The organism is Paraburkholderia sp. MM5496-R1 (assembly GCF_050436205.1).
GTDB classification, from domain to species: Bacteria; Pseudomonadota; Gammaproteobacteria; order Burkholderiales; family Burkholderiaceae; genus Paraburkholderia; species Paraburkholderia tuberum.
The window spans coordinates 213987-227986 of the sequence record NZ_JBNDLT010000002.1 but is presented as its reverse complement, the minus strand read 5'-3'; the positions used below and the strand labels follow the sequence as shown (position 1 = coordinate 227986).

Annotated in this window: 6 protein-coding genes and 6 pseudogenes; 5 read left to right on the top strand and 7 right to left on the bottom strand. The window is 58.3% G+C overall.

What is annotated here, in order from left to right:
* Nucleotides 1–13: 13 nt before the first annotated feature.
* From OKW38_RS07795 to OKW38_RS07780, 4 genes and pseudogenes are all read right to left on the bottom strand, one after another.
* On the bottom strand, nt 14–1387 hold the full coding sequence (locus tag OKW38_RS07795; RefSeq protein ID WP_429360886.1) for an IS30 family transposase: 1374 nt from the start codon (nt 1385–1387) through the stop codon (nt 14–16).
* Between the two features lie 15 nt (nt 1388–1402).
* A pseudogene (locus tag OKW38_RS07790) lies at nt 1403–2035 on the bottom strand (IS3 family transposase); the annotation flags it as partial.
* A 36-nt stretch (nt 2036–2071) separates the two neighbouring features.
* Nucleotides 2072–3430, bottom strand: a complete 1359-nt coding sequence (locus tag OKW38_RS07785) for an IS110 family transposase (protein WP_429360884.1) — start codon at nt 3428–3430, stop codon at nt 2072–2074.
* A gap of 232 nt (nt 3431–3662) precedes the next feature.
* Nucleotides 3663–3923 (bottom strand): annotated as a pseudogene (locus OKW38_RS07780) (transposase); the annotation flags it as partial.
* Nucleotides 3924–4303: 380 nt separating this feature from the next.
* Between OKW38_RS07780 and OKW38_RS07775 the strand changes: the two are divergent.
* Nucleotides 4304–4417: pseudogene (locus tag OKW38_RS07775) on the top strand (IS6 family transposase); the annotation flags it as partial.
* 172 nt (nt 4418–4589) lie between these two features.
* Here the strand turns inward: OKW38_RS07775 and OKW38_RS07770 are convergent.
* A pseudogene (locus tag OKW38_RS07770) lies at nt 4590–5737 on the bottom strand (IS3 family transposase); the annotation flags it as partial.
* Between the two features lie 54 nt (nt 5738–5791).
* Between OKW38_RS07770 and OKW38_RS07765 the strand changes: the two are divergent.
* Nucleotides 5792–6400, top strand: a pseudogene (locus OKW38_RS07765) (IS6 family transposase); the annotation flags it as partial.
* 118 nt (nt 6401–6518) lie between these two features.
* Here the strand turns inward: OKW38_RS07765 and OKW38_RS07760 are convergent.
* Both OKW38_RS07760 and OKW38_RS07755 read right to left on the bottom strand, forming a co-directional pair.
* Complete coding sequence (locus OKW38_RS07760; RefSeq protein ID WP_429360882.1) at nt 6519–7472, bottom strand: MvdC/MvdD family ATP grasp protein; 954 nt, start codon at nt 7470–7472, stop codon at nt 6519–6521.
* Nucleotides 7469–8236, bottom strand: coding sequence for a hypothetical protein (locus tag OKW38_RS07755; protein WP_429360880.1), 768 nt, complete (start codon nt 8234–8236; stop codon nt 7469–7471). Before OKW38_RS07755 ends, OKW38_RS07760 begins: the two co-directional genes overlap by 4 nt.
* A 1871-nt stretch (nt 8237–10107) precedes the next feature.
* On the opposite strand from OKW38_RS07755, the gene OKW38_RS07750 reads away from it, so the two are divergent.
* The 3 genes and pseudogenes from OKW38_RS07750 (at nt 10108) to OKW38_RS07740 (ending at nt 13833) form a co-directional block, all read left to right on the top strand.
* Nucleotides 10108–12225, top strand: a complete 2118-nt coding sequence (locus OKW38_RS07750; protein WP_429360879.1) for a carboxypeptidase-like regulatory domain-containing protein — start codon at nt 10108–10110, stop codon at nt 12223–12225.
* A 30-nt stretch (nt 12226–12255) separates the two neighbouring features.
* Nucleotides 12256–12684, top strand: coding sequence for a hypothetical protein (locus OKW38_RS07745; protein ID WP_429360877.1), 429 nt, complete (start codon nt 12256–12258; stop codon nt 12682–12684).
* A gap of 473 nt (nt 12685–13157) precedes the next feature.
* Nucleotides 13158–13833 (top strand): annotated as a pseudogene (locus OKW38_RS07740) (IS6 family transposase).
* The last annotated feature ends 167 nt before the right edge of the window (nt 13834–14000 follow it).

Below are 14000 nucleotides of genomic sequence, written 5' to 3'. Positions count from 1 at the left end.
TTGCAACACTAGATTATTGAACAGATTTTAGGTATTCGTCCAAGGCCTCCGCAGGCGTCTTCCAGCCGAGTGTTTTCCGGGGCCTGGTATTCAATGTGTTAGCAACGGCCTGGATCTCGCGAGCACTCCACCGGGACAGGTCTGTGCCCTTTGGGAAGTATTGTCGTAGAAGGCCATTGGTGTTTTCGTTCGTACCGCGCTGCCATGGGCTGTGCGGGTCAGCGAAGAACACCTTCACGCCGGACTCGATCGTGAAGCGGGCGTGATCGGACAGTTCCTTGCCACGATCCCAGGTCAATGATCGCCACAACTGAGAAGGCAAGTCCGCCACGGTCTTCTTGAGTGCGTTGGCCATCGTAACAGCTCCGTAGCCGGCCAGCGCAGGCCCGTTTTTCGTGCGTGGAATTAGCCCATAGCCTTTCTCGCGAGGTAAGTGCACGAGCATCGTAAAGCGGCTTGATCTTTCCACCAACGTCCCGATGGCTGATCGGTTTAAGCCGATAATCAGGTCGCCCTCCCAATGGCCTGGCACAGCACGATCTTGCACTTCTGCAGGCCGGCTGGAAATCATCACCTCCTCGCTGACGTGCGCCCACGCCTTGGCACGCGCTCTCGCTCGGGGAACGCGCAACGCGCGCCCGGTGCGAAGGCAACCCACCAGCTCGCGCTTGAGCGCACCGCGCCCTTGAATATAGAGCGCTTGATAAATGGCTTCGTGAGAGATGCGCATAGATTCATCATCCGGGAAATCAGCTTGCAATCGATTGGCAATCTGTTCAGGTGACCAGCCGTTGACCCACTTTCGGTCACCGCGATGTGGTTTATTGCGCCCCTTGAACGGTGCCTGCCTGGGCCCCGCAATTTCACGACCATCAGCGTCATGTACCTTGCCGTCAAGGCGCTCCTGTACGTATTGGCGCAGCCGTGCGTTCGTCGCCAGCTTCGCTGGCTTTGGTCGTTTGGCGAACCGTTCCGCCTTCCACTGCGCGACCGAAGCACGATACTCGAGGCACCCACCACGGGTTGCCGCATTGCGTGTGAGTTCCCGCGAAACGGTTGACGGACTGCGTCCAGGACGCCGGGCAATTTCGCGTACCTCAAGACCTTGTACCGAGAGCAACGCTATATCTTCCCGCTCAGCGAACGACAAGTATCGACCAGCGATAGGTTTCGACATGAATAGTGGCATGCCGCCACGATAGCGGAACCAGCGCGAGCCTACCGCTTGAGATACGCCTACCGCCTCCGCTGCTTTCTCGCTTGTAATGCCCGTTGCGATCTGTTGCCAAAACCGACGCTCCATCACATGTCCAAGTGATGGCGCACCCGGCGAGTACATCGCTTCTCGCCCTGTCAACCGATACACCTGCTTTGCCCTTCGTCCCATGCAACACCTCCTCGATCAAAGGTGTTGCAACGACCGGTTGAATCCGCCCTGGCTGCCCCGGTCCGAATGCAGGACCAGGCCCGGCGCTGGCCGACGCTGCTGCAGCGCCATGGTGAGTGCCGACATGACCAGTCCGGCCGGCATGGTCGGCGCCATCGACCAGCCGACCACCTTGCATGAGTACAGGTCCAGCACAACCGCCAGATAGAGCCAGCCCTGCGCCGTGCGGATATACGTGATGTCCGAAACCCACGCGCGATTGGGCTCGGCCACGTCAAACTGTCGGTCGAGCACGTTCGCGGCCACCGGTAGCGTGTGCCTGCTGTCAGTCGTCGAGACGAACTTGCGTTTCCAACGCGCCCGCAAACCCGCTTCGCGCATCAGCGTGCGGACCCGATAACGCCCAATGCGCAGTCCCTCTGCCCGCAGCGCATGCATCACGCGCCGGCTGCCGTAGTTCGCGCCGCTCGAAACGAATGCTGCCTTGACGTGGGTCTGTTCCTGCAGGCTCTTTGCGCTCGGCCTGGCACGCCGGTGCGCATAGTAGCCCGAGCGACTCACCTGTAATACCCGGCAGGCGGCACTGACCGATACGGCCTCCTCTTGCAAGTGAGTTACCACGCGATAACTCACTTCAGTTCCCGTGCAAAGAAGGCCGACGCTTTCCTGAGAAACTCCCCTGAGTCAGGTCGCTTTGGCCCGAAGGACATAGCCCAGGGACTCGGCCCGGCGCGTCAGGTTGTTCAGGACCCGCTGCCGATAACGTTCCTCATAATAGGCTGCGCCTGGATCGACATATTCCATGCCGTAGCGCAGTGTGTTGTAGAAGAGCGCCGCGATCTTGCGTGCGGTGGCAGTGACGGCCTTCGCCTTGCCGATGCGGGCTGACAGCCGTCGGTAGAAGCCGCCCAGAGCGGTGTCGGTCCTACCGACCGTGACGGCGGCGAGCCGCAACGCGGCAGCGGCCTTGCTGGAGGAGCGGCGCGTTTTCGAAGACAGGATCTTGCCGCCCGAGATCTTGTTGCCAGGTGCGAGGCACAGCCATGACGTGAAGTGCTTCACGCTCGGCCAGCGGGACATGTCGTTGCCGCATTCGGCAATGAGCTTGAGCGCCACGTAGGGTCCCAGGCCGTGAATCTGCGTCAGGTCGACACCGAGCATCCCGTACAGCGCAGCACGCACGTCGAATGAGAAGTCGTTTGACTGCTTGCCTCGATGTCGCGCTGCCGGCAGTGGCGCGGCGACGGGTTCGATGCCAGCCTGCAACTGCTTGAGCGCGATTTCGATCCGCTGATCGCATTGCGTCACCTGGGTCTGGTAGAAGTCGTACAGGGCCACGGCCTGGGTGAGCTCGAACACGTGTTCGGGCTGGTAATGACCGCCCAGCGCTTCACGGATTGTCTCGATGGAGGCTTTGCAGCGCCTGTCGCGATGCTGTGCGAGGACATCGGTATCGCGCTCACCCGCGACGATCGCCCGGATGATCTTCATGCCGGTGACGCCTGTGATGTCCTCAACGACGTGATGCAACTGTACATTCATCTGCATCATTGCCTTCTGCATATGCTGGATATGGGACGCCGCATATTCCAGCAGGCGCTCCCGCTGCCGCAGATAGGATCGTAGCGTGGCCACCTCCTGTCGGGGGTGGAAGCTGGCGCGCAGCAGTCCGTACCGGTGCAGCTTCTGCAGCCACTGGGCATCGTTCACATCGCTCTTGCGTCCCGGCACGCTCTTTGCCTCCCGGGCGTTGACCAGCAACACCTCGAAACCATAAGACTCGAGGATTTCGAACACGGGAAGCCAGTAAATCCCGGTCGACTCCATCACGACAGTCGTGACCTTGACCTGCCTGAGCCACCTGGCAAGTTCGTGAAGATCGGCGGTGAAGCTGCGGAACGAACGCACCGGTTCCTCGGCGCATTCGGGTCCGACCGCGACAACGTGAAACTGTGCGCCGACATCGATGCCTGCGGCGTGCGGATTGACAACGGACATATCGGTGCGGCGAGCGACGGTTCGCCTCGGTTTGGGCTGTGCCATGTCTGGCCCTCCTGGTCATGGAAGTGCCAAAGGGCGGGACTGCGGTATCTATCACTTTCCTGAACGGGATCACCTCACGGTATCACCAATGCCGGGTCCGCATCGGTCCCTGGACCATGTTTTTTAACGGGATCAGTCACCAGTAAGCGGACGGCCGCTCCCTTCAGCGTGGCCAGTGTAGGACTTGCCCGGAGTTTCTGCTCCTTGGGGAGGGCATGGCCCTTCGGATGTTTTTTAGCAGCGTATTGTCCTCTCGCAGTTGCCGGTTCTCCGCTTCGAGTTGCCGGATGCGCTGCTGTTCTGCCGTCAGCGGTTTGCCCTCGCCAGGACCGCCTGCGCGCTCTGCGTCGTACTGCGCCACCCAGCGTCGCACGGCTGTCTCAACCAGGTCCATCGACCGGCTGACTTCGCTGACCGATAACCCCTGGTCTCGGACCATCCGTACCACTTCCAGCTTGAAGCTGGCGTCAAATTGTCGGCGCCTTCTTGTCATCTACTGTTTTCCTCGTCGATTCCGGATTGTCCTCCTATCGACCTGTCCGAGGAAATTAGACCACTACACTGGATCAAATGCCGCTTCGTTTCATGCAATGACATGCCTCGCCCCCTGACTTATCGTAAATGGACCGTTCACGGCTGGCTTTTGAACGGCGGAGATTCTGCGCATCACCTGGATCGATACTAGTCCATAGCTGGAATGTGGGTTTCTGGCCGACTAGTGTCGAACGGCCGGTCGCCCAATAGCAGACCTTCATGGGCATTCTGTCGCTCCCAGCACTCGGCCGCTCCGGTCGACGATACGATTTCTAGTTCCGGTGCAAATAGTGAAGGTGAATCGGTTAGAGTGTTGCCCCCCGATCTCATCATCCGACAATGAGCAAGCTCAAGAGTATGGACGAACTGTTCTCAGGTCGCCACTTCAACCGCGACGTGATCATTCTGTGCGTGCGCTGGTATCTGCGCTACAAGCTCAGCCTGCGTGATCTTTGAGGTTGACCCGGTTCGACGGATAGATTTGCAGTTGAGTTTAATGCGGTGTGGCACCTCCCGATAAGATCAAATCGCGGGTTGTCCACGGCCGGGCGGCGGGTCGCCTGTCAAGACCACGACGCTGCCCGGCGGTGGGCAACCCGCGCGACGATAAGCTTTGATTTTGCGCATGCAGGTTTTCGAATTCGAGCGGCGAACAGTAGCCGATGCTGCTGTGGAGGCGGCGTATGTTGTACCAGCTCTCCAGAAACGAGAACAGACGCCGCCTTGCCTGTTCGTGGGTCGCGAAGTGTTCGCGACAGAGCAGTTCGGCTTCGAGCGTGCCGAAGAATGACTCGCACATCGCGTTGTCATAAGCGTCGCCGGTGGTCCCCATCGACGGTTGTACGCCGGCTTCTCGGCAGCGCCGCCCGAAGGCAATGGAGGTGTATTGACAGCCTTGATCGGAATGTAGAATCACACCGTCATGGCGTCGCTGCTGCAACGCCATGTCAAACGCCCGCAACATCAGTTCGGTGTACAGATGGTTGGACATCGCCCAGCCGACGACGCGACGGCTGAATACATCCAGCACAACCGCCAGATAGAGGAATCCTTCACCCGTGGGTACATAGGTCGCGTCTGCGACCCACAGCACGTTTGTCGCCTCGGCACTGAAGTGCCGGCGCACCAGATCAGGCGCACGCCGGGCGCCTGCGCGTGGCCGTGTGGTGCGCGGCCAGCGCCGCCGGCTTGCCCCGCACAGACCCGCCATACGCATGAGGCGCGCCACCCGCTTGCGCCCCACGTGTATGCCTTCGCGCGCGAGTTGCGCATGAATACGCGGTGCCCCATACGTGCCGCGCGAGCTTGCATGGAGCGTGCGGATATGCGCGAGCAGTTGCGCATCGCTACGCGTGCGCATCGCGGGCTCCCGCACCAGCCATGTGTAATAGCCGCTCGTCGAGACGCCGAGCAGCCGTGCCATCATCGCGATGGGCCAGCGGGCCCGGTTCGCTTTCATGAATCCGTACCGCCCTTCGGTGGAATGGATCCCGTCTCCCTCGCGAACCAGGCTGCCGCGTGAGAGAGTATGTCGCGCTCCATCTTCAGTTGCCGGACTTCGCGACGCAACCGTGTGAGCTCCTGGCGTTCGGCTGTGGTCAGACCGTCATGCCGCACACCTGTGTCGCGATCAGCCTGCGCCACCCAGTTGTAGATGGTCTGTGCAGTCGGCTCGAACTTCTTTTCCAGTTCCTCCGGCCTGCGTCCGGCCTTCACCAGCCCGACCATTTGCGCCCGAAATTCCGCCGGGTACGGGGTACGATGCTTGGCCATAATCGGCACCTCCTTCTCCAAAGGATAGATGTCCGTTTTTGCGGGTCAACTTCACTTGTCGAGATGATGGCCGAGCGTGGCCTGTCGCTGGCCCACACGACGATCCTGCGTTGGGTGAAGCGTTACAGGCCGGAGTTCGTCAAGCGCTGGAACCGTTTCGGCGCGCCAGCGGGCGCGTCGTGGCGTGCCGACGAGACTTACCTGAAAATCCGCGGCAAATGGGTCTATCTTTATCGGGCGGTGGATCGGGCGGGTCAGACGGTTGACTTCCTGCTCAGGGCGAAACGTGACGTGAAGGCGGCCAAAGCCTTTTTCAGCAAGGCAACCAAACATCAGGGCAAGCCACCAAAGACCATCACGCTCGATGGCTATGCCGCCTCACACCGTGCTGTGCGGGAGATGAAGGCCGACGGTCTGCTGCCGAAGGACAACAAGGTCCGATCCTCGAAATATCTCAACAACTTGATCGAGCAGGACCATCGCCACGTCAAGTCCCGGACGAATGTCATGCTCGGCTTCAACCGTTTCAGGAACGCCGCGATCACTCTTGCAGGCATTGAGTTGACGCATCGCATTCGCAAAGGCCAATTCAACCTGGCGAAGCTCGGCCTCAAAGATACCTCTGCGCCCGCCGTCTGGAATGCTGTCCTGTCTGCTCGATAAGAAATCTTTTCTATAGGAACCATCTCTTCCAGACCGTCTATTTGCACCAGAACCCGTTCGTCGCACGCCAGTTAGCAAGGGCCAAGCCACTCCACTTGCCGAAGGGAACAAGCGGCATTCAGTCCCGGCGGGCCGAGCTCGGGTCGGCGAGGACATTGGCAAGAGCAGAAGTAACTTTCTCGTGGGTCTCGGGATTAACGTAAAGGTATTGCCCCGCGGGGTTCACCTCGAAGAAGACATATTCTTGGCGCGCGGTGAGGCGCAGATCCACTGCACCATAAACCAATCCCAACCGCGCCATAAGCGAGAGCACGCGTTCTTCAACTGACGGTGGAAGAAGGTGCTCGACATATTCGACGCCGTGGTTCATACGAACGTCATTCGGATACTGCAAGTCCTTTAGCGGCGTCGCCGCCGCGTAACAGCGATCGCCGACCGCTGTCACGCGAATGTCAGCAACCCCGTCTACTCGCTCCTGAAAGATGACCGGTGCGAGTCGGACCGTTTCGACGAACTCCGCCTCCGCCTCGCCGACAATACGGGTCTCGCGCCAACTATCAGGTAGAGCGAGAAACTGCTTGAAAATTGTCCGCCCGGGATAAGCATTCCAAAAGCGCACAGCCTCATTTGGATCGCTCGTCATCAGGGTCACGGGAACGGTCAAGCCGCACTCCTGTGCTACCGTGAGTTGAAACGGCTTATGAGCTGCGACAGCGTCGCGAGCAGGGTCGTTAACCCAAAACGCGTTCATCGAGTGGAATAGCCCCTGTAGAGCGGTGTTCCACTCTGAGCGAACGAATTGAGCGTGTCGCGCGTCGGCCTTTGAGAGATCGATCGCCTGCGGACGTCTCCACCAGACGGCGTGAATGGCGCCTAGATCAAAGTGACCAGACGACCGATGTGACAACGAAAACCGACGTTGATCACTCTGGAAGTGCAGCGAAACCGTGATCTGTTTGGGGAAATGGGAGAGGTCTAGCACATGGGGCGCCTCATGCCCATTAGCATGAAGCGCCTTGATCACCGCCTGAGCATGACCGTCATCAAGCGTCGATATGATCAGGACGCTCATGCCTGCGGGTCCGCGTGCGCCTTCGGCAATGGTGGATCACTGAAAGTCCCCGGTGGGAAGGTGAAGCGCCCGTGCATCCATGGGAATGCGGCGCCCTGCTGCATGGCAGAGAGATACGCACTTGAGACCTGGTGTGGCGCAGCAAGCGAAAACGGCGTCATGCCAGAAAGTCCAGACGCCGGACTCAACCATCCTTGCTCATAGCCTCCCCAGACGGGGCCTGCAACGTCATGAGAGGGAAGTTTCTCGGGCACAGAGTTACTTTCCCAAATAGTATCCAGATGGTTCGGGAATGTTACGTCCCAGTCTGGGCCTTTGATCCCGGTATCGCGCCACGGAGCTTTGAATTGAGGTGACGGTGCGCCGAGCGCGGCGTAGGCCGTATCCCAATGGCCCGGATATGTGTAGTCGCCAGTCGGGGTTTTAAACTGTAAATCTCGAACGGGCGGGAAAGTGATCGAGTCGTTTACTACCTTGAATTGCGCGCTGGGGGCGTTAAGCTCGGCGTCGGCGATGTCGGATGGAAGCTTGTCAATCGCCAATTCAAGTTCGACAAACAAGCTCCCGAACGAACGAGCCAGTAACTTCGACGAAAGCACAGCGTCTACGGGCAGGGTCAAACTACGACCGCTCTCAAGCTTGAGAATGAACGTGCCGCGATCCTTCGTGCGTGCAATTGCGCCGACCAAAACAAGCTGTTTCTGCTCCTCGTCCTCCGGAGCCTGAGCCAGCAACTCATCAAACTTCCTTTCTTCTTTCGGCATGACGGTCCTCCGCGACAAAGTGTCGGATTCGTGCGTACGCGGCTTTTTGAGAGCGACAAACCTTATGCTTTGGTTTTCTTAATGTCAGGATCGAAAAGGCACCGTGAAAGGTTTGTTATTTTGGGGTGCCTTACGGTTTGAATCATAGTAGGTTAACCATCCATGATCCGCAAACGAACTATCCGGACTAAAACGCCATAAGTGAGCCGTTAAACACAGCGAAACCGTCATGCCGATAGCGCAACCTCTCCAACGGCACAAGACGCAGGCACGCGAACTCCGCCACATGCCGCACCATTTCCGGTGGGTGGGAGAGCTACGAGAGAAACGAATCAGTCAGGTGAAATTTAATTACTTTGTACGGGGAAAATCCGGATAGCGCAACAAAAACCATTGACCTGCCCCAGTGCGCAAATGCTATGTGGGAGGGCAGTGGCAGTAAGCCTCAACCGGAGGAAGACGCGAGTTGCACGATCGTTATCTCCGAATGAGCGCCCAAATCGACACGGCCTGACGCAGCCCTCCCACGAAGCATCTAATCTGGGAAGCGTAGGAGGTTCAAGAGATATATGTTCTGCAGAGCGACTATCGCTTCGCAGATAACTGAAGGTCAAGTTGGCGGATTGCTGCTTGATTATGTCCACTTCGACATTTCCAGGACAATCATTAGATTTGCAAACGTCCGTGTGGAAAGCTAGAACTCCCAGCGGGAGCTTAAGCTTCAACGCCGGACGAGCCGTTAGGGTATGTCAATATCAAAGTGTTCATGTGATCGCCTGCAATGGCGAGATCGCACTAAACGTGGGACTCTATGCCGCTAAGTGGTGAGCGCAACCGTCGACCGCGAGCGACGGTTACCACCATTCGAAGCATGATGGCTAACGTAGCCCAACTCCAGGAAACTGAAAATGCCGTAGCCAGGTGGGGGCGACGCCTGACCGATTGATATACGCCGGTATGACGTAATCGCAGTAACGATTCCGGTCAGAAAATTTGCGATTGGGCGGTTTGTTGCAAGCATTCCATGTGTACGTGCCGACTCCAACGTTCAGAAATTCGTCTCCGGGGTGAAAGCTCTTTCAGACACGCGTCAACGGTCATCAGCCCGGCTTATCGTTTGCATTGACGTCTTGTGATCTTCACTTTTCGAGCGTCGGGTCGAGATAGCCTGCTTGCAACATCGCGATGCAAATTGAGTACTCAGAACTTCACGACATGAGTCGACGACGTAACTCTATCGAAGTTTTGATTTGGACAGATGCAACCGAGGTTAGCTGCCGCGAGTCTTCCATTGGCATGGGGGTGGAGGCTACCTTCGAGTTGAAAATTGTACAGATCCATCCTAGGCTAACAAGCAGACGAAAAAATTGATCAAAACTGTCTCGTCCCTCCGCCGCCCGGCCGAGGTTCTTTTAGCGATCCACTTCTAACAAGCCGAGTCGGTTCCGGGGAATGCTGCATGATAAGGAACACCAAAGTGACACTATTCACGAGCCGACTCGATGACTGATTGGGGCGCCCAGCGAGACAATGTTTGCTAACGGGCCGTACGGCGACGGCGTGATCGGCGTTACGTCAGAGTGCGGCTAGTTAGCCTTTACTGCTGCGTTGCTTCAATGCGACCGCGACGACCTCCGTACAACGCGCGGTCAGTAGAAATTCTTGGTTCGCCGTTGACAGATTTGTTTGCGCAGCATTCCGCCGTTCCATGGCGTCCTCTTAGGACTGACACGCTTTGAAACCGGCTAGCTCGGTTTTAGACTCGATCGTAGTAAGAAAGTTGTAAATACTTCGTAGTGCAGAGATTACAAGCTCAACTTTTTATAACGATTGGGTCGAGCATCGTTCTATAAGTAAGGGAGATCACGATCATGTCATCTACAGCTGTGACGGTGACCGGCCAGGTCGCCAAACTTTCCGAGTCCGATGCGGAAAGACTCGCCGCATATGTTCTCAGGTGCGGCGTCATTATTATCACTTCGCCACTGCGGTCCGACGGGAGCTTCAGCGTGGCCGTTCCCCGCGCCGAAATCGACTCGGATAGCCCCTATGGGTTGAGCGTAGCCATTGCGCCAGCCAGCGCTGGCGCGCATCTTAGCCACCTGCCGAGCGTTCCCACCCAGGCCTTGAACCGCCAGGCGTTGAAAGAAAGCAAGGGCGAAATCCGCGTGGCTGAGTTCGCGATTTCCGACGAGATTTTGAAGGTCTGGTGGCTCTGGTGTCGCTGGTATTGCGTCAGTGGGACAGTGATCGGTCCGGATGGCTGCGCGGTGCCTGGGGCCGACGTGACCGTTTACACGGTCGGCTATTCCGGTTCGGGCTACGTCAAGACGCCACGAGCCACGGTAGCGACGTCCGCCAACGGTAGCTTCACGGCGTGTTTCGAATGGTGCTCCTGCATCTTCTGTTTCCCGTGCTGGGCGTGTTGGCCGGCCTGGTGGGAATGCTGGCCATGGTGGTGGGAACGGGATATTCTGCATGTCATCGCCGCTCTGGAGAAGGTGCCCGTTCCGGGGGTTCCTTCCGTCGCCACAGTCGCGAACCAGCCTATGCTAATCCGGCCAGACTCAAGGAGCCTCGTGCGCGGACAGGGCTTCCGGACGAACGACCTCGGCGCCTTTGCCCCCGATCCCGCCCGTACAGCCCTAATCGCCCGAAAGTTCCAGAACCCTCGTCTCCGAGAGATTTTTCCCTGGTGGTGGTGGTGCTGCGATGACCCGAATATCCTCTTTAGCGTGTCGCAAGGCGGAACTCTTATCGTCAACGAAAACCCGTCGATTGACACGCGCTGGTGCTTCGACGACGGCAGCACCGTAACGCTGGTCGGGAACTCACAGAGCACTACGCTTTGCAATCCGAGGTGCCCTCCGGAATCGGGCTTCGTGTGGACGTCGGTCGGAACGACGGAGGTTGGCCTTATCGTCAACGGATACGCTACTAGCGCAGCGTCTGGCACCGATGCAACCGACATGGCCTTCGCCTATGGTCTCGACTTGTTCGGTGAGTTCGCGCCCAGTTCAGATGTTTCGTATTACCAGGTATTGAGCGGGCAATGGGCAGGCAATCCGGCGCGTGGCGGGTCAGCGCCGTCTGGCACCGGCAGCCTCGTCATGCTGGATCTATACCGGACGGCCTTCATCGAAGATGCTGCACACGTTCTTCAGCCACCCGTTAGTGTAAAGATGGGGCCGTTCAGTCAGGGCGGTCAGACCGGACTCTATGCGACGGAGTCCGCTCGCGCGACCGGCACCATTCCTCCGGGCCTGAACCCCGTTCCAATTCCCCCTGGTGGTCAGGTCATCGGTTGGGCCAATCAAGGGCTGATGGTCGCGACCAACGACTCCTCGACGCTGATCGGAGGAGCCTTGAGCGGCGCTGTGAGCCTCACTGTGGTTGGTTACGACGCGACCATCACGCCAGTGGCGCTCGCGCCGGACAACCCGCTGACGCTGATGATCGACAACACGCCGCTCACGACTGATGCCATCTCGCTCGCCGCATTCCAGAGTGACGGAAAGGCGGCTACGTTAACCGGGACAGGCGAGTGCCCCGCGTACGATGTCGGTCCGGGCGGCTATGTCCGGATCACCATCAACGTGGCCGACGAGATGGGCCATCTTTTCGAGTACTATGTGGACGCCGAGTACGGTTCGGGTAGCGCGGCACCCGTCAGTCCGGGAACCCGGGGGTACATCAATGATCCCCTCGTACAACCAGCGCCAGCCGGCATCCGCAGTCTCGGTGATCCTGACTACGGCTACAAGGCGTGGATCGGCGGAGTCGACACGCTGTACTTCCCTTGCGCGCCGGGTGGCACGGGTTGCACGATTTCTCCGTCGAACGGCATGCCCTTTGGCATCGGTAATGAGCCGCCTGATTGTTGCTATGAGTTTCGTATCTGGGTTGGCAAGCGGCTCACCAACGGTTACGACGGCCCTACGGTTGGCCCAGGAGAATTCCAGACGGTCAGCCTCAAATTTTCCAGCTAGCGCCACTATCGCCGGGAGGCCAGCGACGTCATGCGCATCTATTGGTTCATTGTGGGGAGCCTGACCGTCTGGCGGATCAGCTATCTGCTGACCTCCGAGAGCGGACCTAGGGATGTGCTGGTAATCATGAGGCGTCGCTTCGCGACGGGTATCTGGGCAGACGTTGCAACTTGCCTGTATTGCATGAGCATCTGGATCGCCGCGCCTTTGGCATGGATTCTCGGCGAGTCCGTGGTGGAGCGCCTCCTTCTTTGGCCGGCTCTTTCCGCCGCGGCGATCGTGACGGAAAGAGCTATTCACCGGGATACGCCGGTGGCGGCTGCGCTTTACTACGAGGACAAGGAGGCGCGTGATGTGCTGCGGAAGGAACCGGAGCCGAATTCCGGTCAGTATCGCGAACCACAGGTGGACGGCCCAGACGCCAGCAACGACGAGCGATCTGGCGGGGCCGGTCTTTGAGTATGTCGGTGGAACTGCGCTTACCGTGGTCGGCGCGATATCCGGCGCTCGTTACCGGTTCGACCGGCCGGGCGCACGAATACGCATCGACACGCGTGATGGTGCCTCACTCGCCAAAGTGCCTGTCTTGAGAAAGGTTCGATGACTCCGTTGTTAGATCTGGAGTTCTTATCGCATCGACAGAGAATACCAAGGCCTCTTATTGATTTAAGTTTAGACAGAACTTGGCGATATAGATCGGAGTGCCGTACATTTGGAGGAAATTGAACTGCTCGGCAAGCGAACACTTTGGTATAACGCCGTCGATCACCTGGCATTTCGAGACCGTGTGCATGATCTCGAGTCTACCCAGCAGAATTCGGGCGCTTGATCGTCAGATGGTCTTGTTTCACGATGTTGTTGAGACAGCTGGTTCTGGTGCAAACAGGCTCGGCGAATCGGTTAAAGTATTCAGCCCGACATTCTGGTGGTCGGTGATGATCAAGCGCAAAGGCCTGAAGGCGTTGTTTGATGGGCGACATTTTGATCGGGAGATCATCATTCTCTGCGTGCGCTAGCACCTTCGCTACAAGTTCAGCCTGCGCGATCTGGTCGAGATGATGGCCGAGCGCGGTTTGTCGCTGGCGCACACCACGGTCATGCGTTGGGTGAAGCGCTTCACGCCGGAGTTCGTCGAGCGCTGGAATCGTTTGGGCATACCTGCAGGGCGGTCAAGGCGTGTTGACGAAACCTACCTGAAGGTTCGTCGCAGATGGGTTTATCTGTACCGTGCGGTAGATCGAGCCGGCCAGACGGTAGACTTCATGCTCAGAGCGAAGCGCGACGTGTCCGCGACCAAAGCCTTTTTCAGCAAGGCAATCAAACATCAGGGCCAGCTTCCGGAGACGATCACGCTCGATGGGTATGCCGCCTCGCACCGGGCGGTGCGTGAGATGAAGGCCGATGGCCTGCTGCCCGAGGACACGAAGATCCGGTCCTCGAAGTACCTGAACAATCTTATCGAGCAGGGCCATCGAAACATCAAGTCCAGAACGAACGTGATGCTCGGGTTTCAAACGATTCAGGAATGCCGGGACCACGATTTCAGGCATCGAATTGATGCATCGCATTCGGCAAGGATCAGTTCAACTTCTCCATGCTCGGGCTTAAAGATAACGCTCCGCTCGCTGTCTGGAATGCTGTTCTGTGCAATCGATAAGGTATCCATATCGATACGAAAAATTTCGGCCTGACCAGCCATTTGCACCAGAGCCAGAATCGGTATGAGCCGTGCCCTAAATGCAAAGCTGCCAACAGGATGGGGCTTGTGACGCGTG